The sequence below is a fragment of the Streptomyces lycii genome, assembly GCF_009735685.1.
GTDB lineage: Bacteria > Actinomycetota > Actinomycetes > Streptomycetales > Streptomycetaceae > Streptomyces > Streptomyces lycii.
On the sequence record NZ_WHPN01000380.1, the window covers coordinates 12,448 to 34,260 of the forward strand.

21 protein-coding genes and 1 tRNA gene are annotated in these 21,813 nt (G+C 69.7%); 15 read left to right on the forward strand and 7 right to left on the reverse strand.

All coding sequences use genetic code 11. From position 1 onward, the window contains the following. Window positions 1-591: 591 nt before the first annotated feature. Window positions 592-665 (reverse strand) — tRNA-Gly (locus tag GCU69_RS25960). An 865-nt stretch (window positions 666-1,530) separates the two neighbouring features. Between GCU69_RS25960 and dcd the strand changes: the two genes are divergently transcribed. Beyond that, complete coding sequence (dcd, locus tag GCU69_RS25965) at window positions 1,531-2,106, forward strand: dCTP deaminase (protein ID WP_098752715.1); 576 nt, start codon at window positions 1,531-1,533, stop codon at window positions 2,104-2,106. A 25-nt stretch (window positions 2,107-2,131) separates the two neighbouring features. Continuing rightward, on the forward strand, window positions 2,132-2,644 hold the full coding sequence (locus GCU69_RS25970) for a phosphoribosyltransferase (protein ID WP_156207332.1): 513 nt from the start codon (window positions 2,132-2,134) through the stop codon (window positions 2,642-2,644). Window positions 2,645-3,781: 1,137 nt separating this feature from the next. On the opposite strand, the gene GCU69_RS25975 is transcribed toward GCU69_RS25970, so the two are convergent. Then, window positions 3,782-4,309, reverse strand: coding sequence for a GNAT family N-acetyltransferase (locus GCU69_RS25975; RefSeq protein WP_156207333.1), 528 nt, complete (start codon window positions 4,307-4,309; stop codon window positions 3,782-3,784). Then, the gene (locus tag GCU69_RS25980) at window positions 4,306-5,106 is read right to left on the reverse strand and encodes a GntR family transcriptional regulator (RefSeq protein WP_156207334.1); all 801 of its coding nucleotides are present in this window, start codon (window positions 5,104-5,106) and stop codon (window positions 4,306-4,308) included. Before GCU69_RS25980 ends, GCU69_RS25975 begins: the two co-directional genes overlap by 4 nt. Window positions 5,107-5,253: 147 nt before the next feature. On the opposite strand from GCU69_RS25980, the gene GCU69_RS25985 reads away from it, so the two are divergent. The 9 genes from GCU69_RS25985 to repSA all read left to right on the forward strand — a co-directional run bounded on the left by GCU69_RS25985 (window position 5,254) and on the right by repSA (window position 11,229). Continuing rightward, window positions 5,254-5,583 (forward strand): SCO3933 family regulatory protein, encoded by a 330-nt coding sequence (locus tag GCU69_RS25985; RefSeq protein ID WP_156207335.1) that lies wholly within the window; start codon window positions 5,254-5,256, stop codon window positions 5,581-5,583. Window positions 5,584-5,586: 3 nt separating this feature from the next. Continuing rightward, on the forward strand, window positions 5,587-6,945 hold the full coding sequence (locus tag GCU69_RS25990) for an FtsK/SpoIIIE domain-containing protein (RefSeq protein WP_156207336.1): 1,359 nt from the start codon (window positions 5,587-5,589) through the stop codon (window positions 6,943-6,945). Window positions 6,946-7,029: 84 nt separating this feature from the next. Next, window positions 7,030-7,218 (forward strand): hypothetical protein, encoded by a 189-nt coding sequence (locus GCU69_RS25995; protein ID WP_156207337.1) that lies wholly within the window; start codon window positions 7,030-7,032, stop codon window positions 7,216-7,218. 88 nt (window positions 7,219-7,306) lie between these two features. Beyond that, window positions 7,307-7,990 carry a DUF2637 domain-containing protein gene (locus tag GCU69_RS26000; RefSeq protein WP_156207338.1) on the forward strand — a complete coding sequence of 228 codons (684 nt, stop codon included), beginning with the start codon at window positions 7,307-7,309 and terminating at the stop codon, window positions 7,988-7,990. Window positions 7,991-8,004: 14 nt separating this feature from the next. Further along, window positions 8,005-8,190 (forward strand): mobile element transfer protein, encoded by a 186-nt coding sequence (locus tag GCU69_RS26005; protein ID WP_156207339.1) that lies wholly within the window; start codon window positions 8,005-8,007, stop codon window positions 8,188-8,190. Between the two features lie 15 nt (window positions 8,191-8,205). After that, a complete protein-coding gene (locus GCU69_RS26010) occupies window positions 8,206-8,511 on the forward strand; it encodes a hypothetical protein (protein WP_156207340.1) in 306 nt (101 codons plus the stop codon). Window positions 8,512-8,600: 89 nt separating this feature from the next. Beyond that, entirely contained in the window at window positions 8,601-8,783 is a 183-nt protein-coding gene (locus tag GCU69_RS33280; protein WP_156207341.1) for a hypothetical protein, read from the forward strand. Window positions 8,784-8,788: 5 nt separating this feature from the next. Then, window positions 8,789-9,844 carry a DNA cytosine methyltransferase gene (locus tag GCU69_RS26020; RefSeq protein ID WP_156207342.1) on the forward strand — a complete coding sequence of 352 codons (1,056 nt, stop codon included), beginning with the start codon at window positions 8,789-8,791 and terminating at the stop codon, window positions 9,842-9,844. Then, entirely contained in the window at window positions 9,841-11,229 is a 1,389-nt protein-coding gene (gene repSA, locus GCU69_RS26025) for a replication initiator protein RepSA (protein ID WP_156207343.1), read from the forward strand. The genes GCU69_RS26020 and repSA overlap by 4 nt, the downstream gene beginning before the upstream one ends. Before the next feature lie 139 nt (window positions 11,230-11,368). Here repSA and GCU69_RS26030 read toward each other — a convergent pair whose 3' ends face one another. The 4 genes from GCU69_RS26030 to GCU69_RS26045 all read right to left on the reverse strand — a co-directional run bounded on the left by GCU69_RS26030 (window position 11,369) and on the right by GCU69_RS26045 (window position 17,057). Beyond that, window positions 11,369-12,802, reverse strand: a complete 1,434-nt coding sequence (locus GCU69_RS26030) for a recombinase family protein (RefSeq protein ID WP_156207344.1) — start codon at window positions 12,800-12,802, stop codon at window positions 11,369-11,371. Window positions 12,803-12,987: 185 nt separating this feature from the next. After that, the gene (locus GCU69_RS26035) at window positions 12,988-13,926 is read right to left on the reverse strand and encodes a Yip1 family protein (RefSeq protein ID WP_098752713.1); all 939 of its coding nucleotides are present in this window, start codon (window positions 13,924-13,926) and stop codon (window positions 12,988-12,990) included. 222 nt (window positions 13,927-14,148) lie between these two features. Further along, the gene (locus GCU69_RS26040; RefSeq protein ID WP_156207345.1) at window positions 14,149-14,415 is read right to left on the reverse strand and encodes a hypothetical protein; all 267 of its coding nucleotides are present in this window, start codon (window positions 14,413-14,415) and stop codon (window positions 14,149-14,151) included. Window positions 14,416-14,777: 362 nt separating this feature from the next. After that, entirely contained in the window at window positions 14,778-17,057 is a 2,280-nt protein-coding gene (locus tag GCU69_RS26045) for a (Fe-S)-binding protein (protein ID WP_098752712.1), read from the reverse strand. A gap of 425 nt (window positions 17,058-17,482) precedes the next feature. Here GCU69_RS26045 and dnaK point away from each other — a divergent pair, with 425 nt between their 5' ends. The 4 genes from dnaK to GCU69_RS26065 are packed head-to-tail and all read left to right on the forward strand — an operon-like array spanning window position 17,483 to window position 21,763. Then, complete coding sequence (dnaK, locus tag GCU69_RS26050) at window positions 17,483-19,360, forward strand: molecular chaperone DnaK (RefSeq protein ID WP_156207346.1); 1,878 nt, start codon at window positions 17,483-17,485, stop codon at window positions 19,358-19,360. After that, the gene (gene grpE, locus GCU69_RS26055; protein ID WP_098752710.1) at window positions 19,357-20,040 is read left to right on the forward strand and encodes a nucleotide exchange factor GrpE; all 684 of its coding nucleotides are present in this window, start codon (window positions 19,357-19,359) and stop codon (window positions 20,038-20,040) included. Before dnaK ends, grpE begins: the two co-directional genes overlap by 4 nt. A 33-nt stretch (window positions 20,041-20,073) precedes the next feature. Next, window positions 20,074-21,270, forward strand: coding sequence for a molecular chaperone DnaJ (gene dnaJ, locus GCU69_RS26060; protein WP_098752709.1), 1,197 nt, complete (start codon window positions 20,074-20,076; stop codon window positions 21,268-21,270). Between the two features lies 1 nt (window position 21,271). Then, a complete protein-coding gene (locus GCU69_RS26065; RefSeq protein ID WP_098752708.1) occupies window positions 21,272-21,763 on the forward strand; it encodes a heat shock protein transcriptional repressor HspR in 492 nt (163 codons plus the stop codon). The last annotated feature ends 50 nt before the right edge of the window (window positions 21,764-21,813 follow it).

Sequence of the window (21,813 nt, forward strand, 5' to 3'; positions counted from 1 at the left end):
GCCGGTAGACGAAGTAAGTGAGGGCGAGTATCAGATCCACGGCTGCCCAGAGCCCGATGATCAACCCTGCCCCTATCGTGGTGCCGACATCGGAGGCGTCCTTGCAGGCTTCCAGACTGCTCTCGGTGAGGCCGGCGCACTCGGGAGGAGTCCCGCGCTCCCCCCACTCCTGTGGAGGTGAGGGTGTCGCGAGTGGCGGAGCTTCATGGCGTCCTCCGTCCCAAGCGATCCCTGATTCCAGTCCGCCTCTTTGAGAGACGAATCGGATATAGCGGTCAAGGTTGCTCAAGGCGTGTAATGGATTGGCCGGCGAAGCTGGAGCGGCTAACGGCTTTTGCATCCCCGTTTCTATTTGGCGGTCGTGGGGGCCCGCGGGCCCGAACATGCCGTGCCTGACTGTTCGGCCTGGAGGCAAGGGTGGGATTTCTGTGCTGCCTGGCATCGATCGCCGGAGAAAGCCGGCCCGTGGGCTCGCCCGGATGGTCCGTGAGGCTGTGGACGGGGAAGTTCAAGTCCCGTCCGGCGCCCCGGTCGAGCGGGTGAGTCCTGCCAATGAAAAAAGCCCCCGGCCGTCGGCCTGGGGCTTTCTGGTGGAGCGGGTGACGGGAATCGAACCCGCGCTCTGAGCTTGGGAAGCTCATGTTCTACCATTAAACTACACCCGCGCGAAGAGGTCGCTGAGCCCTCTTACCGTCGCACACTGTACCTCATCACCGGCCCCCGGCGTACGCGCTCCGGGGGCCTTCGTGCTGTTCCGGCCAGGTGTCTCCGAGGTGGGAAACAGCCGGTGCGCGGGCATGTGCCCGGGGTGCCCGGTGTCGTGCGGGGCCGCTCGCTGTCCGGCGCGCCGGAGGTGGGACACGGGTGTGGGGCGCGCGAGTTGGGGCGTACGGTTGGGGGCGGAGTGCCGCCTCCGCCGCTGTCCGTGCCATCCCCTAACGTGGCTTTCGTCCGTCCACGTCAGATGGGGATTGGGGATAGGGACCGATGGAGCGCAGCACCGTCGTTCGTTGTGCCGAAGGGCACGTGTTCAGCACCGCGTCGTTCCCGATGCAGAATCTCGGGTCCGGCCGGTTGGGGCCCGGGCGGCTCCTTCGCTGTCCGCGCTGTGCCCGGTTGCGGCATGCGGTGCCGGTCGGTTCGATCGGTGACGAGCAGCAGTAGGGCAGCGGCAGGGGACAAGCGGCGCGGGGCAAGCGGCACGGGGCGAGCAGTAGGGGCAGCGGCAGGAACGGCGGTCCGAGTCGAGTCCGGGGACGGTGACCGGGACAGCGGTCCGAGTCGAGTCCCGGGACGGTGACCGGGACAGCGGCAGGAGCGGACGCCGGAGCAGCCGGCCCCGCCGACAGGCTGTGCAGGCAGCTCCGGTTCAGGCAGCCCCAGCGCGCGCAGCCCCAGTGCAGGCAGCCCCGGCTCCAGGCAGCCCTGGCTCCGGCACCCCCGGTGCAGGCCGCCCCGGCCCAGGCAGTCGCGGCGCGCGGGCCCGGTCCGGTTGGGCCGGGCCCGCGGCGTACGCGTAACCTTCCCCTCGTGCTTCTCTCAGACAAGGACATCCGTGCCGAGATCGACAGCGGGCGGGTGCGGATCGATCCGTACGACGAAGGGATGGTCCAGCCGTCGAGCATCGATGTGCGGCTGGACCGGTTCTTCCGGACGTTCGAGAATCACCGTTATCCCCACATCGACCCCTCCGTCGAGCAGACCGATCTGACGCGGCTCGTCGAGCACGACGGTGACGAGGCCTTCATCCTGCACCCCGGGGAATTCGTCCTCGCCTCGACGTACGAGGTCGTCTCCCTGCCGGATGACCTCGCGTCGCGGCTGGAGGGCAAGTCCAGCCTCGGCCGGCTGGGACTGCTGACGCACTCCACCGCCGGGTTCATCGACCCCGGCTTCTCCGGGCACGTCACGCTCGAGCTGTCCAATGTCGCGACGCTCCCGATCAAGCTGTGGCCCGGCATGAAGATCGGGCAGCTGTGCCTCTTCCGGCTGAGTTCGCCCGCCGAGCACCCGTACGGCTCCGCCAAGTACGGCTCCCGCTATCAGGGCCAGCGCGGGCCGACGCCGTCCCGCTCCTACCTCAATTTCCATCGCACCCAGGTCTGAGTACGGCAGGACGGAAGAACAAGCAGTGAGTGAGCAGCGCGAGAATCTGACCTACTCCCTCTTCGGGGACGCCGTCCGCGAGCTGGCGCAGGCCGTCGCCGACGACGGCTACGAGCCGGACATCGTCCTCTCCATCGCGCGCGGCGGCCTCTTCGTCGCCGGCGGCCTCGGCTACGCGCTGGACGTGAAGAACCTGCACGTCATGAACGTCGAGTTCTACACCGGTGTCGGCGCGACCCTCGCGATGCCCGTCATGCTGCCGCCCGTCCCCAACGTGGTCGACCTGAGCCAGAAGAAGGTCCTCGTCGCCGACGACGTCGCCGACACCGGCAAGACGCTGAAGCTGGTGCACGACTTCTGCGCCGGGCACGTCGCCGATGTGCGCTGCGCGGTCATATACGAGAAGCCGCAGTCGCTCGTGAAGTGCGAGTACGTCTGGAAGCGGACCGACCGGTGGATCAACTTCCCGTGGAGTGTCTTGCCTCCAGTACGTAAGTCCGGTGAGCCCATCACCCCGTCGAAGGAGGCCCTGCCGTAACCCATGGGGTCGGCGTTGCACGCGCGCGCACGGCCTACTGTCGGTGGCACCAGATATGCTTCTGCCGTCCACTTCCGGTCCAACTCGCGCCTCGGCTAGAGGAGTCGAGGTCCCCGGAACCTTAGGGGTAGCTCAACCCGACGGGAAGTGAGACATGGCAGGAGAGCGAGCGTCAGAAGAGCCTGAGAACGATCAGGGCGGGCGGCCTACGAAGGCCCAGATCTTGATTGCAGTTCTCTCGGCCCTTACGGCGATCGCGAGCTGTGTGGAGCAGCTGGCGCGCTAGCGCGCTGATGCCGAGCATGGGACCGGACGAAGGTTGGGCAAAGCAAAGCGAGCCCGGCCGCTTGTTAGTCGGCCGGACTCGCTCGACAACTCCGCGCACGAGCCCGGCTCTGGCTAGCCCCCAGGGCCGGGCTCCTCTGCTCGGAGCCTGTTCTTGCTCATCCGCTGCGTCGATCTTTACCGGCACAGTGAAAGTGGAAACCACACTTTCGTGGACGTGCTGTCCAGACTATAGCTCGCTGGTCCTCAGTGGACCTAGCTGGTCCTCAGTGGTTTTGAGGCGCATCCTCATCGTTATATGTGCCCTGTGACCAGCAAGAACATGCGACTGTCACTGCCTGTTGCGCCAGTCACTGTGATGTGCTTGTTGCTAGCCGACTGAGTGAAGCTGCACTGTTTGCTTTGCCACCAACTACCCCAGCTTCCATCCCGTCTGCCGTCGACCCACACACCGTGGAGCGGGCGTGGTCCAGGGCGTCCAGGTGGAGCGCGCCACTGTACGAACGACCTGGACGCCCTGGGCCGCGTCTGCTCGGCTCTGCCTGGGTCGGCGGTGGACGGGATGGAAGCCCACTGCTCACCCGATTCGGCCGGCACTCGCGAGCGGCGCCCCGTCCATCCCGGAGCCGGAGCGCCCCCGCCGGAGGCATGTCTCTGGTCGTGACTGTGTTGGTCGGGCACCCGCCCTTATAGCTTCGGCTCTTTCCATTGTGTGGGCGGGCGTCGGTGCAGCCGGGGGCGGAGCGGGCCGAAGGCAGGAGCGGCGCCCCCGAGCGGAGCCGGGAGCCCGCCCGGCGGAGCGGTAGCGGAGCCGGGTGCTTGATGAGGTAGGGGAACTCTTAACAGCCCGGCCTACGACTCCGGCGAGACGTAGCAAAATGCGTCGGTGCGCTGGCCTTCGCCGTACTCGTGGACGGCTCGCCCGATCCGCTTCCAGCCCAGCCGTTCATAGAGGCGCATCGCGGCTTGGTCCTTGGCAACCACATCCAGCACCAGACGGACCCCATGGGCCTGGCCGTACTCGTGCGCTGCTTTCATCAGCTCTTCGCCGGCGGCACGTCGCCGCGCTGCGGGGGAGACGAACAGCCTTCCCAGTACCGCGACACGGTCGGGGTCCAATCCGCTCTGCTTAAGCCACATGCTTGCGGCTTGCTCTCCTCCGGGCCGACTGATCGCCACATGGCCGACCACATCCCCGTCAAGCTCAGCGACCCAAGAGGCGATGAGCCCCGGGGGCCTCAACCACTCCTCCGGCTGCGCCACCCCCTCCACCGGGTATCCGTCGCTCGCGTGCACTTCGACCAGCACTGATGCGGCCTTCGAAACATCGGCGTCGGTCAGCCGGCGTACGCGGAGAGGCCGCGTTCCGTCGTGAGTCATTGGGCGTCCTGGTCGGCTTCTTCTTGCTCCACCGGCAGCTCATAGAGCAGTCCGGTTCGGTCGGCGCGGTGGACGTACCGGGACACTTCGAACGGCTCTCCGTCCTGGTCAAGGCTCGTGTGCAGTACTTCGAGAACCGGGACGCCCGGGAGAAGGTGCAAGATTCGCGCCTCTTCCGGCGTCGGCATCCGGGCGCTGATCTCGTCGCGGATGTCCGTCATGCGGTGGCCGAGTTCTTCGAGTCGTCCGTAGATCCCGTTCGCCCCGCTCTTGCGCTCCATGAGTCGGGTGCCTTGGGCTTCCTCCCAGCGGAGGTAGGTGGACACGATCTGAACCGGTTCGTCGTCGGCGAAGTAGTGGTTCTCACGGTGTACAACGCTCGGCTCGTCGGCCGGCACCTTCAACCGCTCGGCAACGTCAGTGGGAGGTACTTCCCGGGCGATGCTGGGCACGTCGATCCGCGGTTCTTTGCCCTGCTTCTTGGCTTCCAGCCGGAAGGGCGTAAGACCGGTCGCGCGGTTCTTGAGCGAGTACCGATCGCTACCGAAGCGAAACAGGCGCTCAGGGCTACGCACGAAGGATCCGCGGCCTTGCTGTGAGGTCACTAGCCCCTGCTCGGCGAGGAGGCGGATCGCTTCCCGTGCGGTGTTGCGAGCTGTGCCGTACTGCTCGGCGAGAACCCGTTCCGACGGCAGTCGTTCGCCGTGCGCGAGTTGGCCTTGCTCGATCTGCTTGCGGAGATCTGCCGCGATGCGCCGGCTCGGCGGCTGCTGTGGATGGTCGTCGGGACGGGTCATGCCAACCAGCATACAACTGGCTCAAGCCACTGGCTTGACGCTGAACCCATCGTGTGTCTTACTGGCTTAAGCCAGTACTGGCTCAAGCCAGTAAGTGACTTGGCTCCAGGCACTCATATGCCTGAGCCCATGCGGGAGGTAAGACACATGCCGTCCTTCAAGATCGACACTTCGACCGCTGTCGTGTTCGTCGCCACCGCTCCGGTGGACAAGCTCGTCAGCAAGCAGACCGGGGAAGTCGCCATCGACCGGGAGACGGGTGCTCCGCTCCAGACGGTCGGGCTGCTGATCTCGGATGAGGGTGAGGGGAACCTGTACCAGGTGACCGTTCCCAAGACGGGTGTGCCTGAGGGGCTGACGCCGGGCATGCCGGTCTCCGTGGTCGGGCTCAAGGCCCGGGACTGGGAGAACACTTTCAACGGTCAGGCGCGGCACGGGATCAGCTTCCGTGCGGTCGCGATCACTGCGGGGGTCTGAGTCATGCCGGACCTGTCCACGCTGCTGGTGATCACCGCTCTGTTAGCCGTCGTCGGCGGCCTGGGGTACGCGAAGTTCCGGGCTCCGGGCGTGTACTGGCTGGCCATGGGGCTGCCGGTGGCATGGGTCCGGCTGATCGTGACCTACCGGGCCACGATGGAGGTGTGCGGCCTGACCGTGCGCCCCTCCTCCCTGCGGGCCTTCGTGTCCCGCAACCTGGCCCGGCGCCGGGAGGTCCGGCCGGTCCCGCCGAAGATCCGCCGGGTGTGGGGATCGGCGACGGGCCTGCGGGTGATGTTGCGCCTTCCGGCCGGCCTGGAGCCTGCGGATGTGGTGGCTGCCTCCGAGCGTCTACGGCACGCCTGGGGCGTCCACGCCGTGCACGTCAGTGAGGCGAAACCGGGTGTGGTGGAACTGCGGATGACCGGCTACGACATGTTGGCCCGGGTCCGGATGCCGCGCCGCCGGTTGCCCTCGGGTCCGATGGTGGTGCCGGTCGCGTTGCGCGATGACGGCACGGTCTACGTCCGGGACTACCGGCAGGTTCCGCACGCTCTGACGCTGGGGGCGAACCAGTCGGGGAAGTCGGTGTATCAGCGCAACCTGATCGCCGGTTTGGCCCGGCTGCCGGTGGCCCTGGTGGGGATCGACTGCAAGCGCGGCGTGGAACAGGGCCGCTACGCGCCCCGCCTGTCCGCTCTGGCCACGACTCCGGATGCGGCGGCTGAGCTGCTGCCGGTGCTGGTGGATGAGATGGAAGACCGCTTCGACCTGCTGAGCGAACACGGTGTCTCCGACCTGTGGGAACTGCCCGAAACGGTCCGGCCGGCGCCGGTGGTGGTGCTGGTCGATGAGGTGGCCGAACTGTTCATGACGGCCGCGAAGAAGGATGAGGAACGCCGGGACCAGATGGTCACGCAGATGATCCGGCTCGCGCAGATGGCCCGTGCGGTCGGGATCTATCTGGAGGTGTGCGGGCAGCGCTTCGGCTCCGAGCTGGGCAAGGGCGCGACCATGCTGCGGGCCCAGCTCACCGGCCGGGTCTGCCACCGCGTCAACGATGAAGCGTCGGCGAAGATGGCCCTGGGCGACATCGCGCCGGATGCGGTCTTCGCCGCCACGGCCATCCCTGCGGACCGGCCCGGGCTCGCGGTGGCCGGTGACTCCTCCGGCGGCTGGTCCCGCATCCGCACCCCGCAGATCAGCGCCACCGAGGCCGCCGCCGTCTGCGTCGAGCACGCGCACATGACCCCCGACGTCCCGGCCCTGGCCCCGTTCCGCCCGGCCCTGCCGACAACGGCACCCACGCCGGTCCCTGCGGGTGCTCCGTCGTTGGTCAAGCCCCGGCCGGTCACCGAGTAACACCCCCTCTGCTCCATCGGTCGGCGCGGCCGTTCCTCGCGCCAGGTCCCTACCCCCGCCATGCCGGAAACGGAGTGATCACCCGTGGCCACGCCCCGCAAGAGCACCGCCCGCCGCCCGCGCAAGACCATGCCCACCGTGCCGCCGTGTGAGCCGTGCCGGGGGACCGGCGAGGTCGCCGTCTCGGTCCGCGTCGGACGCACCCGCCGCACCGTCGGCCAGCAGAACGGCATCTGCCTGAGCTGCTTCGGCAGCGGCCTCGCCACCGAGTAGCCCACCGCGCCCGGGGGGACGGGCGGCCGGCCGCTTCCGCGTCCCGCCCGTTCCCCGGCCCATCGCAACCACTGGAAGGAGACCCGTGATGCGCCGTTACCTCGCCCGGCTGGATGCCGTGCTGGTGCAAGCCGTGATCGCCGGTGCCCTGTCCTTCGCCCACCTCCACGACCTCGCCGAAGCGGCCGGACAGCACGGGTGGAAGGCCTGGGCCTACCCCATCAGCGTGGATCTGCTGTTGGTCGCCGCCTGGCACCGGCTCCGCTCCGCGACTGCCAAAGCCGGGCCGTGGTGCTGGTTCCTGGTCGCCCTGGCCGCAAGCCTCGGCGCGAACATCGCCACCGCCGGACTCCTCGACCTCGACCACGTCCCGGCCTGGCTGCGCATCCTCGTCGCCGGCTGGCCTGCCCTGGCCTTCCTCGGTGGAACCCTCCTCGTTCACACCCCCGCCGACTCCACCTCGGCCGAACCGCGACCGGATCCGGCCCCGGTGGTCACGGCGGACCGACCGCCCGCCCCGGTCACCGAACCGGCTCGAAAGGTCGATGCCCCGAAGGCCGAGCCGACCGAGTCGGCCCCGGCTCTCCCCGCGCCCCCGGCCTCGTCGCCTGCCCCCGCTGCCTCGGTCCCGGCCGCGTTGGTTGATCACGCCCGGAAGATCGCCGACCAGCACCGCGCCACGACCGGTGAACAGATCGACACCAGCACGCTCCGCGCACGTCTCGGGGTGCCCGCCCCGCTGGCGGAGTCCATCGCCGCTCAACTCACCTGAAAGGAAGATCCGCCATGCCGCGTCCGAACCGCTTCCGCGACGTGCTCCGTATCGGGCCCGTCGAGGTCGGCACCTACTACGACGGCCGGGGCCAGGACAAGCACACCGCCGCCTGCACCGCCCCGCGCTGCGGCTTCTCCGCCGACTACGACAGCCGTGCCGCCGCTGAACTCGCCGCCCGTACCCACCGCTGCCTGTGAAGGAGGTGCACCGCTATGCGACAGCCTGACGCACAGCTCCGCGCCGGCCACATCCCCAGCGAGCTGTACCGGCAGATCCCGCCCGGCACCGACACCAACGCGGTCGTCATCGTCCAGGCCGCGCCCCGCTCCTACGCCGGGCCGATCCTGCTCACGCTCACCATCACCGCCGGTGCCGTCGCGATCCTCTTCGCCGTGGCGCTCACCGCGCAGATCATCGCCGCGTCCCTGGTCGCGGTCCTCTCCGCCTCCTGCGGGCTGGGCTTGACCCTCAACCGCGCCCGCCGCCCGGCCCGCGCCAAGGCTCGGCGCCGTTCCTAGCCGCCCGGGGCGGCCTCTACCGCCAAGTATCCGCCGCCCCGGACGGCCCCACCCATCCCAGATCAACGACCTGAAAGGGCCTCCTCATCATGCCTCAGCACACCCCTGCCCTGGCCGACCGCTGCCCGGACTGCGCCGGCTTTTCCCGCGTCGCCGTGACCACCGGTCACCGTGACCCGGACGGCTCCCGCCGCACCATCACCGCCACCTGCCCCGCCTGCCACGGCTCCGGAAAGCGCGTCCCCGCCGCTGTCGTCCGGGCCGGGCGGTGACCGCCATGACCACCCTGGATCTCTTCGCCGGCCCCGGTGGCTGGTCCAAGGGTCTGCGCGCCCTCGGTCTGCGAGACGTCGGCATCGAGATCGACCCGGTCGTGTGCGCGACCCGGGCTGCCGCCGGGCACACCACCATCCGCGCCGACGTCGCCGCCTACCCCACCGCACCGCTCCGCGGAAAGGTCTGCGGGCTGATCGGCTCCCCGCCCTGCCAGACCTTCAGCGCCGCCGGACTACGGGCCGGAAACACCGACCTGCCGCTGTGCCACCAAGCCTTGGAAGACCTCGCCCGCGGGCACGACACCCGCGCCGCACTGCGGAAAACCTGCGTCGACACACGATCCCTGCTCGTCGTCGAGCCCCTGCGCTACGCCCTGGACCTGCGACCGGAGTGGATCGCCCTGGAAGAGGTCCCCGCGGCGCTGCCCCTGTTCGAGCACACCGGCCGCGCCCTGACCGCTGTCGGCTACTCGACGTGGACCGGCATCCTCAACGCCGCCGACTTCGGCTTGGCGCAGACCCGTCGCCGCGCGTTCCTGATCGCCTCCCGGACCCGCCCGGCCGGCCCCCCGGAGCCCACCCACGCCGACGGCGGCACCCCCGCCAGCCTCTTCGGCGACGGCCTCCCGCCCTGGAGGACCATGGGCGAGGTCCTGGGCTGCCCGCCCGGCGACGTCATCACCCGCGGGAACCACACCACCGGCGGCAACCGCTTCCCGACCTCCGGCCCGTCCTGGGCCATCACCGGCCGCGCCCGGTCCTGGCTGCTCAAGGTCGGCAACCGCCCGGCCGCCACCCGCCGGCGCCTGGACCAACCCGCCCCCACCCTGCTGTTCGGCAAAGCCCTCAACGACGTCTCTTGGATCGATGCCGACGGCCGCCCCATCCGTCGCCTGTCCGTTGGTGAGGCCGCCGTACTCCAGGGCTTCCCCGCCACCTACCCGTGGGCCGGCTCACGCACCAAGCAGTTCGAGCAGATCGGCAACGCCGTCCCCGCCCCGCTCGCCACCGCCGTCCTGCGCCCCCTCGCCCCGGCCGCGCTGGAGGTGGCCGCGTGAGTGATACCGCCACCCTGGCGGGCCTGGACCCGACCACCTTCGGCGACCTGCTGAGGGTGGCCGGGTCTCCCGGCTTCGACCGCTGGCAAGACCAGATCCGCCGTACCGGCGGCTGCGCCGAACCGATCCACCTCATCGGCGCCACCGCCACCAAAGACCGGACCACCGGACAGACCCTGTTCGCCTACGACACCAGCAGCGAACCCGGCGGCCGGCTCCGCGTCGCCTGCGGCAACCGCCGTGCCTCGCGCTGCCCGGCCTGCGCCTGGACCTATGCCGGAGACACCTATCACCTCATCCGCGCCGGGCTCACCGGTGACCCGGACAAGGGAACGCCCCACACGGTGCGCGCGCACCCGAAGGTGTTCGCCACCCTGACCGCTCCCTCTTTCGGCCCCGTCCACAACCGCTCCGCCTCCGGCCGCTGCCGCTGCGGCACCGCCCACCGCGAAGACGCCCCGGAACTGGGCACCGCCCTGGACCCGGACACCTACGACTACGCCGGGGCCGTGCTGTGGAACAACCACGCCGGGCAGCTCTGGCAGCGCTTCACGATCTACCTGCGCCGCGAGATCGCCCACCGCGCCGGGATCACGCAAACCGCGCTGCGCGAGACGGCCCGGGTCTCCTTCGGCAAGGTCGCCGAATTCCAGCGCCGGGGCGCCGTGCACTTCCACGCCATCGTCCGACTCGACGGCCCCGACGGACCCGACACCACCCCGCCCGCCTGGGCCGGCATCGGCCTGCTGACCGACGCCATCCATGCGGCGGCATCCCGCGCCCGCCTTGACCTCCCGCCCGCCGGCGGCCACCCGGCCCGCTCCCTGGCATGGGGGCAGCAGGTGGACGTACGGCCCATCGCCACCGACGACGGCGAGGAACTGACCGAACAGGCCGTAGCCGCCTACCTGGCCAAGTACGCCACCAAGGCAGCCGAGACCACCGGCACCCTGGACCGGCGCATTGGCGAGCTGGCCGAACTCGACAAGCGGCCCGACCTGCCCGACCACACCCGCCGCCTCATCCGGGCCTGCTGGGACCTGGATGCCGCCTACCCCGACCGGCGGCTGTGGGCCTGGGCGCACATGCTCGGCTTCCGCGGCCACTTCTCCACCAAGTCACGCCGCTACTCCACCACCCTCGGAGCCCTGCGGCAGGTCCGCGCCGACTACCGCGCCCAGCAGGAACGCCGGGCCCTCGGCCTGCCCGACCCCGACGAACACGACACCACCACGTACGTGGTCGCCCACTGGGTCTACGCCGGACACGGCCACACACCCGGCGAATCCTGGCTCGCCGCCAACATCCGCCGGGACATCCAGCTCAACCGCGAGACCGCCCGCGAAGAACTGGCAGGGGGTGCCCATGATGAGTCGGAACACTAGCCAGCACTCCCGTGAGGAGACGGCCGACCGGGAGGTGATGACCACGGATGAGTGGCTTCGGATGCATCTTCGCCGCGCCCCCGAGCGTGATCAGGAGTGGGTGCGTCGCGCCCTCGTGTTGCAGGGGCGGGCCTGAGCGTCACCGCCAGACGGGTTCGATCAGACTGGGGTTGAACTTTCGGCGTCCCCGTCCGGCCGGGTGGATGATCACGGCTGAGAGGCTGTGCAATACGATCTCTTGCTGACGCTCGATGGGCAGCGCGAAGAACTCTTCAACGGTCAGATTCGCCGCTTCTCCCTTCGCTTCGGCCTGCTTCTGCTCCTTGTAAAAGCGGGCCCGCTCCAGTTTGAGTTCGTCCCGTAGTCTCTCCTTGGTCGGCAGGAGTTGCAGGAGCGTGGCCACCGTAATTTGCTTCGACCTTTCGGCGTCCACGAGTTGCCCAATGTCCTGGATGACCTGCTCCAACTCGTTTTCACGCGACCAACGTTGCTCGACTGGCACGGCGGTGACCGCCGCCCGTTCGCGCTGCTCCGTGAGCACGAGTTGAGTTATCAGCCTGTCGACCGCTTCGCCGGTACGGCCGACCTTGCCGCAACCGCCGTTGACCACTGAGCATTGGTACGTGTATCTCGTGGCCTTCGATCCCGGCTTCCGCTGGTTATTTACCTGACCTCGAATTTTGGTCTTGCACAGTCCGCAGCGGGCGATGCCTGAAAGCAGGTACTTACGGGCGAGCGACTTGCCGGGCTGCTTCTGCTTGCGCTCCGCGACTGCTGCGCATACGGCCTCCCACTCCTCCAGGGTGTTGATTCGCTCCCAATTGCCCGTGACCGGCTCGCCGTTTTCGCTGAGCAGGATCTCGCCGTGATACGTCCGGTAGCCGACGAGTCGCGGGTTGGTCAAGATGTGCTCGACATGGTGATGGGCCATGCGCTTCGTGCCTGCCCGCGGGTTACCCAAGCCCTGTTCCTGCCATCGGGTCCGGATGGTTCCGATGCGGACACCTGCGAGAATCTCGCGCTGTGCCTCGCGGATAGCTGAGGCTGCTTCGGGATCGACCTTCGTGCGATCGTCCCTCCTCCAGCCGTACGGCGCCGGCCCGCCGCTGTCCTTGCCCTGCTGGGCCAACTCCAGATGCTTGCGCTTGATCCGGCGCGACGCGTCATGCGACGACTTGTTGGCGAACGCCACCATGATGCGGGCCATGGTGCGGCCGTCCGGTGATCCAAGGTTGATGTCGTTCGTGACGGTGGCGAACTCAAGGCGAGGCCGCTCATCGAAGATCTCGATAAGCCGTTCCAGGTCCTGCGGCTGTCGGGCGAGTCGGTCGAGGTCGTAGGCCACGATGCCGTCGATGAGGCCGGCGCGGAGGTCTCGCAGCATCAGCTCGAAATCGTCACGAACGACGTTGCGCTTGAACGCCGACACATCGTTGTCCTCGTAGGCCTTCACGACCTGCCACGACCGGAGGTCCGCGAGACGCTCGCAGTCCTGCTGTTGTCTGGCGACTCCCAGAGACTCGCCCTCGTCGTCCCGTGAGATCCGGGTGTAGACCCCCACCTTGCGCGCCACGGTCGGCCCTCCCCCCTGCCTCCTGAGCACGGTCAGACTACTACCGTCATTGAGGCAAGTCAGCCTGGTCCGTCGAACCGCCCGTGGTGCGCCGGGACGGCCAGGTCCTCGACGCCTGACACCCGGCGGGACGCGTACGTGACCCGCCGCCATGTGTGTACGGCCGCCCCGCGGCCGCCGTGCTGCTACAGCGTGCCCAGCTTCAGCAGCGCCAGCAGCGCCAGCAGCTGGATCGCCGACGCGCCCAGTGCCTTCGGCCACGGCAGGTCGTGCGACCGGCTCACCATCGAGGTGAACAGCGCGCCCGCCGCCAGCCAGGTCAGCCAGCCCATGACCTGGACGAAGGTGCTGTCGCCGCTCATGAACATCGCGAACAGCAGCCGCGGCACATCCGTCAGCGACATGATCAGCATGGACAGCCCCACCGTCGGCTGCCACGCGCCGTTGCCGCCCAGCTGGCGGGCCACCGTGTCGGTGACCGCGCCGAGGATCAGTCCGCTGATGACGACGGCGACACCGGTGCTGAGCACCCACGGGATGCTGTTGGACAGCGTCGCGTTGAGGACGTCCTCGCGGGCCTCGGCGAAGCCGAAGACGGCGAGCATGCCGTACAGGAACGTGACGACGAGCGCCGGGCCCCACACGGAGTAGTCCCGCATCTGCCAGAACGTGGCGTTGGGCCGCAGCAGGATGCCGCTGAGCAGCTGCTTCCAGTGCAGCCGGGGGCCGGCCGGCGGGGCCGGGGCGGGTCCGCCCGGGTAGCCGCCGTGGCCGTACGGGTCGGGGCCGTGGCCGTACGGGTCCTGGCCGTCGTTGACGCTGAACGCCTGGGTGTGACCCGGGTTGTTGGCGTACGGATCGTGGCCGTGGGCCCGGCCGCCCGGGTGCCCCTGGCCCTGGTACGGGTCGTGGCCGCCGAAGTACTCCGGACCCTCGTCCGGGGCGCCGTGCCCGCCACGAGCGCCTCCGTACTGCTGCTGCCACTGTTGCGGCGGCGGTGCCTGCGGGGGAGCGGGCTGCCCGCCGTACGGCTGTCCGTACGGTTGCTGCCGCTGCCCGTGCTGCTGCCGCGGGGATTGCTGCTGCGCGGAGTCCCGGCCGCGTCCCATCCTGAATCCAGCCACGATTCGAACGTACCTGGTCCCGGGGGTCGCGGTGCCGGGGTGTCCGAACTCGGCGGGGTTTGCGGCCGAGCTGTGACATCCCTTAGGGGAGCCCCGGGGGGACAGCCCCCGGGCCGGGGTGGGGACAGCCCCCGGGTGGGCTCGGGCCCTGCGGCCGGGGCCCGTTGTCAGTGCCGGGTGCGAGACTCCTGTCCGGTCGGGAGACGCGCGGGCAGGCGCTTCCTACGGGGGGATGCGCCTTTCCGCCGTCCTGCCCGCGGTGCCGGTGGTGTCCGCGGTGCCGGTGGTGTCCGCGGTGCCGGTGGTGTCCGCGGTGCCGGTGGTGTCCGCGGTGCCGGTGGTGTCCGCGGTGCCGGTGGTGTCCGCGGTGCCGGTGGTGCCTGCAGTGCCCGTGATGCCCGCAGCGGCGACGCTACCGCAGCCGCCGCCCCACTCGGCCGCCGCCCCCAGACACCGAAGCCGCCGTCCCTGGACACCGCCGCCGGACACCGCACCACCGCCCCCGCACACCGCAGCCGCCGCCCCCGCACACCGCAGCCGTTACCCGCCGGGCCACCGCACCCGTACGCCGCCCCCGTACCCCGTCGACGTCACACACCCGCCGCCGCCCCGCCCGTCGGTTCCCCGCACATCGCCTGCGCCACCCCGGTAGGCCCCCGTCGCCGCTCCGCCCGGCCGCAGGCCCCCGCCGCCGCTCCGCCCCGGCCGCAGGCTGCCGCCTCCGGGCTCCCGCCCACCACGCACCGACGGCCGGGCCCCTCTCCGGGGCCCGGCCGTCGCCGGGTGCCTGCCGCGTGCGCCGGGCGGCTGCCGCGCCGGGCGGTTACCGCGTGCGCCGGGCGGTTGCGCCGCTACTTCACCGGCTCCGGAGCCGGCTCGTCCGCCGGCTCCTCCTCGCCCGCCGGGTCCGCCGGAGTCCGCACCGAGTCGAGGAGCAGCTGCGCCACGTCCACGACCTGGAGGTTCTCGTTCGCCTTGCCGTCGTTCTTCTTGCCGTTGACGGAGTCCGTCAGCATCACGAGGCAGAACGGGCAGGCGGTGGACACGATGTCCGGGTTGAGGGACAGCGCCTCGTCCACGCGCTCGTTGTTGACGCGCTTGCCGATCCGCTCCTCCATCCACATCCGGGCACCGCCGGCGCCGCAGCAGAAGCCGCGCTCCTTGTGCCGGTGCATCTCCTCGTTCCGCAGGCCCGGCACCTTGGCGATGATCTCGCGCGGCGGTGTGTAGACCTTGTTGTGGCGGCCCAGGTAGCACGGGTCGTGGTAGGTGATGAGGCCCTCGACCGGGGTCACCGGCACCAGCCTGCCCTCGTCGACGAGGTGCTGGAGCAGCTGGGTGTGGTGGATGACCTCGTACTGGCCGCCGAGCTGCGGGTACTCGTTGGCGATGGTGTTGAAGCAGTGCGGGCAGGTCGCGACGATCTTCTTCGACGCCTTGGGCTTCTTCGTCGACTCGTCGTCGTCGTCCTCGCCGAAGGCCATGTTCAGCGAGGCGACGTTCTCCATGCCTAGCTCCTGGAACAGGGGCTCGTTGCCCAGCCGGCGGGCGGAGTCGCCGGTGCACTTCTCGTCGCCGCCCATGATCGCGAACTTGACGCCCGCGATGTGCAGCAGTTCCGCGAAGGCCTTGGTGGTCTTCTTCGCGCGGTCCTCCAGGGCGCCGGCGCAGCCGACCCAGTACAGGTAGTCGACCTCGGACAGGTCCTCGACGTCCTTGCCGACGACCGGCACCCGGAAGCCCGTCTCCCGCTCCAGCTCCTTGGTCCACTCCAGGCGCTGCTTCTTGGCCAGCCCCCAGGGGTTGCCCTTCTTCTCCAGGTTCTTGAGCATCGTGCCCGCCTCGGACGGGAAGGAACTCTCGATCATGACCTGGTAGCGGCGCATGTCGACGATGTGGTCGATGTGCTCGATGTCGACCGGGCACTGCTCGACGCAGGCGCCGCAGGTGGTGCAGGACCACAGGACGTCCGGGTCGATGACGCCGTTCTCCTCCAGCGTGCCGATCAGCGGGCGCTCGGCCTCCGCCAGCGCGCTCGCGGGCACCCCGGCGAGCTGCTCGGCGCTCGCCTTCTCGTTGCCCTCCTCGTCCTTGCCGCCGCCCGCGAGCAGGTACGGCGCCTTGGCGTGCGCGTGGTCGCGCAGCGACATGATCAGGAGCTTCGGGGAGAGCGGCTTGCCGGTGTTCCAGGCGGGGCACTGCGACTGGCAGCGGCCGCACTCGGTGCAGGTGGAGAAGTCGAGCAGGCCCTTCCAGGAGAAGTGCTCGACCTGCGAGACGCCGAAGCGGTCGTCCTCGCCCGGGTCCGAGAAGTCGATCTCCTTGCCGCCGGAGACCATCGGCTTGAGTTCGCCGAGGGCGACGTCGCCGTCCGCCTCGCGCTTGAACCAGATGTTGGGGAACGCGAGGAAGCGGTGCCAGGCGACGCCCATGTTGGTGTTGAGCGAGACCGTGATGACCCAGATCAGCGAGACGCTGATCTTGATCATGGCGAAGAGGTAGACCAGGGTCTGCAGCGTCCCGGTGTCCAGCCCGTCGAAGGCGGCGACCAGCGGGTACGAGACGAAGTAGCCGGGGTCGTAGCCCTCGACGTGGTGCAGCGCGCCCTCCAGGCCGCGGAGCACCAGGATCGCCAGGCCGATGGTGAGGATGACGTATTCGACGAAGTACGCCTGCCAGGCCTTGGAGCCGGTGAAGCGGGACTTGCGGCCCGCGCGGGTCGGCAGGTTCAGCAGCCGGATCGCCATCAGCACGAGGATGCCGAGGACGGTCGCCAGGCCGATGAACTCGACGTACATCTCGAAGAGCAGCCAGTCACCGATGACCGGCAGGACGGCGTCGGCCCGGAAGAGCTGGACGTACGCCTGGGCGAGGGTCGGCGGCAGCGTGAGGAAGCCGATCGCCACGAACCAGTGGGCGACGCCGACGACGCCCCAGCGGTTCATCCTGGTGTGGCCCAGGAACTCCTTGACCAGGGTGACGGTCCGCTGTTGCGGTTGGTCCGTCCGGGAGCCCGCCGGGACCTGCTGGCCGAGCTTGACGAAGCGGTAGATCTGCGCGACGGCGCGGGCGATGAGCGCAACGCCGACCGCCGTGAGGACCAGCGACACGATGATCGCGGCGAGTTGCATGGAGGGCTCCTCGAACCTGCGAGAGCGACAATGAACAAGCGGATTACTAAGCGGTAACTTACTCAGTCTTTCCGAGATTACCCAGAATGACAGGTCCCATGAAGCCGCCCGGCCGGTGATCTGTGTCGCTCAGGCAACCCTTCGCCGCGTCCGGGTGTCCTTCCCGCCGGAGCGCGGCCGGAGCGCGGCCGGAGCGCGGCCGGGCCCCTGCCCGGGCGCGGGCGCCGTGGCGCCGTCGGAGCGCCCGCCCGGGCATCGCCGGAGCGCCCGCCCGGGCCCGGAGCGCCGGGGTGATGGCTGCCCCGGGCAACCTGCCGTTGGCTCCCGCATAAGACTTGAGTAAGGTCGGCTCAGGTCCTTTGACAGTGGAATGGGGATCAGGCACTCTTGAGTCAGTTCCACTCAAGTCAGCTGGAGGACAAACCATGGCACGTGCGGTCGGCATCGACCTGGGCACGACGAACTCCGCCGTCAGTGTTCTGGAGGGCGGTGAGCCCACCGTCATTACCAACGCCGAGGGCGCCAGGACCACGCCGTCCGTCGTCGCCTTCGCCAAGAACGGCGAGGTGCTGGTGGGCGAGGTCGCCAAGCGCCAGGCGGTCACCAACGTCGACAGGACCATCCGGTCGGTCAAGCGCCACATGGGCACCGACTGGAACACCAACCTGGACGGCAAGGACTTCAACCCGCAGCAGATCTCGGCCTTCGTGCTGCAGAAGCTGAAGCGGGACGCCGAGGCCTACCTGGGGGAGAAGGTCACCGACGCGGTCATCACCGTACCGGCGTACTTCAACGACTCCGAGCGCCAGGCCACCAAGGAGGCCGGTGAGATCGCGGGCCTCAACGTCCTGCGCATCGTCAACGAGCCGACCGCCGCCGCCCTCGCCTACGGGCTGGAGAAGGAGGACCAGACGATCCTGGTCTTCGACCTCGGCGGTGGCACCTTCGACGTCTCGCTGCTGGAGATCGGCGACGGCGTCGTGGAGGTCAAGGCGACCAACGGTGACAACCACCTCGGTGGTGACGACTGGGACCAGCGCGTCGTCGAGTACCTGGTCAAGCAGTTCCAGAACGGCCACGGCGTCGACCTCTCCAAGGACAAGATGGCGCTCCAGCGCCTTCGCGAGGCCGCGGAGAAGGCGAAGATCGAGCTGTCCTCGTCCACCGAGACGACGATCAACCTGCCCTACATCACGGCGTCCGCCGAGGGCCCGCTGCACCTGGACGAGAAGCTCACCCGGGCCCAGTTCCAGCAGCTCACCTCGGACCTCCTGGAGCGCTGCAAGAACCCGTTCCACAACGTCATCAAGGACGCCGGCATCGCGCTGTCCGAGATCGACCACGTGGTCCTGGTCGGCGGTTCCACCCGGATGCCCGCCGTCGCCGAGCTCGTCAAGGAGCTGACCGGCGGCAAGGAGGCCAACAAGTCGGTGAACCCGGACGAGGTCGTCGCCATCGGCGCGTCCCTCCAGGCCGGTGTTCTCAAGGGCGAGGTCAAGGACGTCCTGCTGCTCGACGTCACCCCGCTGTCCCTCGGCATCGAGACCAAGGGCGGCATCATGACGAAGCTCATCGAGCGCAACACGACCATCCCGACCAAGCGCTCCGAGATCTTCACGACGGCCGAGGACAACCAGCCGTCCGTGCAGATCCAGGTCTACCAGGGCGAGCGCGAGATCGCGGCGTACAACAAGAAGCTCGGGATGTTCGAGCTGACCGGTCTGCCGCCGGCGCCCCGCGGCGTCCCGCAGGTCGAGGTCACCTTCGACATCGACGCCAACGGCATCATGCACGTGTCCGCGAAGGACCTGGGCACGGGCAAGGAGCAGCGGATGACCGTCACCGGTGGCTCCGCGCTGCCGAAGGACGACATCGACCGCATGATGCGCGAGGCCGAGCAGTACGCCGACGAGGACCACAAGCGCCGTGAGGCCGCGGAGACCCGCAACCAGGCCGAGCAGCTGTCGTACCAGACCGAGAAGTTCCTCAAGGACAACGAGGACAAGGTCCCGGGCGATGTGAAGTCCGAGGTCGAGACCTCGCTCGAGGACCTCAAGGAGAAGCTGAAGGGCGAGGACACCGCCGCGATCCGCGAGGCCACCGAGAAGGTCGCCGCGGTCAGCCAGAAGCTCGGCCAGGCGATGTACGCCAACGCCCAGGGCGAGGGCGGAGCCGAGGCCGGTGCCGGTGCCGGTGCCGCCGGTGCCGCGGGCGCCGAGGGCGAGGCCAAGGACGACGACGTCGTGGACGCCGAGATCGTCGACGACGACAAGAACGACAAGCGTCAGGATGGTGCAGCGTGACGGAGGAGACCCCGGGCTTCGACCAGGAGCCCGAAGTCCCCGCCGACGCCGAAGCCGCACAGACCCCCGAGGACGCGGCACGGGCCGCCGACACCGCCGATCAGGCGGGGGCGGCGGCCCCGGCCGGGGACGCGAGCCACACCGCCGCTCTGACAGCTCAGCTGGACCAGGTCCGTACGGCGCTCGGTGAGCGCACGGCCGACCTCCAGCGGCTCCAGGCGGAGTACCAGAACTACCGCCGCCGGGTGGAGCGGGACCGGATCACGGTCAAGGAGGTCGCCACGGCGAACCTCCTGTCCGAGCTGCTGCCGGTCGTCGACGACATCGGGCGGGCGCGGGAGCACGGCGAACTGGTCGGCGGCTTCAAGTCCGTCGCCGAGTCCGTCGAGAACATTCTCGCGAAGCTGGGCCTCACGCAGTTCGGCAAGGAGGGCGAGCCCTTCGACCCGACGATCCACGAGGCCCTGATGCACTCGTACGCACCGGACGTCACCGAGACCACGTGCGTGTCGATCCTGCAGCCGGGGTATCGGATCGGCGAGCGGACCATCCGCCCCGCGCGGGTGGCCGTCGCCGAGCCGCAGCCCGGCGCACAGCCGGCCCAGGGCTCCGAGGGGGCCGAGGGCGACGCGCAGGGGAAGCAGCCGGACGAGGAGAGCGGTGGCCCGGGCGAGGGCTGACGCCATGAGTGACGGGAAGGAGGGACGTCGGGGATGAGCACGAAGGACTTCGTCGAGAAGGACTACTACAAGGTTCTCGGCGTCCCGAAGGACGCCACCGAGGCGGAGATCAAGAAGGCGTACCGGAAGCTCGCCCGCGAGTACCACCCGGACGCCAACAAGAACGACGCCAAGGCCGAGGAGCGCTTCAAGGAGATCTCCGAGGCCAACGACGTCCTGGCCGACCCCAAGCGCCGCAAGGAGTACGACGAGGCGCGGGCGCTGTTCGGGAGCGGCGGCTTCCGGGCCGGCGGCCCGGGCGGCGGCCCCGGCGGTTTCAACTTCGACCTGGGCGACCTCTTCGGGGGCGCCCAGGGCGGAGCGCCCGGCGGGCCCGGCGCCGGAGGGTTCGGCGGCGGGCTGGGGGACGTCTTCGGCGGCCTGTTCAGCCGCGGCGCGCCCGGTGGTGCCGGGACCCGCACCCAGCCGCGGCGCGGCCAGGACGTCGAGTCCGAGGTGACGCTCAGCTTCACCGAGGCGGTCGACGGGGCCACCGTGCCGCTGCGCATGTCCAGCTCCGCGGCCTGCAAGGCCTGTTCCGGTACGGGCGACAAGAACGGCACCCCGCGGGTGTGCCCGACCTGCGTCGGCACCGGCCAGGTCTCCCGGGGCGGCGGTGGCGGCTTCTCGCTCACCGACCCGTGCACGGACTGCAAGGGGCGCGGCCTGATCGCCGAGACCCCGTGCGACGTGTGCAAGGGCAGCGGCCGGGCGACCAGCTCCCGCACCATGCAGGTCCGGATCCCGGCGGGCGTCAGCGACGGCCAGCGGATCCGGCTGCGCGGCAAGGGGGCGCCGGGCGAGCGCGGCGGCCCGAACGGCGACCTGTACGTCGTGGTGAACGTCGACAAGCACCCCGTCTTCGGCCGCAAGGGCGACAACCTCACCGTCACCGTGCCCGTCTCCTTCCCGGAGGCGGCGCTCGGCGGCGAGATCAGGGTGCCCACCCTGGGCGGCCCCCCGGTGACCCTCAAGCTGCCGGCGGGCACTCCCAACGGGCGGACCATGCGGGCCCGGGGGAAGGGCGCGACGCGCAAGGACGGTTCCCGTGGCGACCTGCTGGTCACCATCGAGGTAGCCGTGCCCGGGACCCTGGACGACAAGGCCCGGGACGCGCTGGAGTCGTATCGCGAGGCGACCGCGGGCGAGGATCCGCGGGCGGAGCTGTTCCAGGCCGCGAAGGGAGCATGAGATGGACGGCCGAGGAGGACGCGGAGTGGGCGGCCCCGGTGCGGGCAGCCGTGGTGCGGGAAGCCGTAACCCCTACCAGCTGACCGAGGAATCGCCGGTCTACGTCATCTCGGTCGCCGCCCAGCTCTCGGGGCTGCATCCGCAGACCCTGCGGCAGTACGACCGGCTGGGCCTGGTCTCCCCGGACCGCACGCCCGGCCGGGGCAGGCGCTATTCGGCCCGCGACATCGAGCTGCTCCGGCAGGTGCAGCAGCTGAGCCAGGACGAGGGCATCAACCTCGCCGGGATCAAGCGCATCATCGAACTGGAGAACCAGGTCGCGGCGCTGAAGGCGCGGGTCGCGGAGCTACAGCAGGCCGTCGAGGGCGCGGCCGCCGCCATGCAGCAGCGGGAGGCGGCGGTGCACGCCTCGTACCGCCGGGACCTCGTTCCGTACCAGGACGTGCAGCAGACCAGCGCGCTGGTGGTGTGGCGGCCGAAGCGGCCCGAGTAGCGGCTCCAGGACGCGTACACGGCGCCGGGCCCGGGGAGTGACGCTCCCCG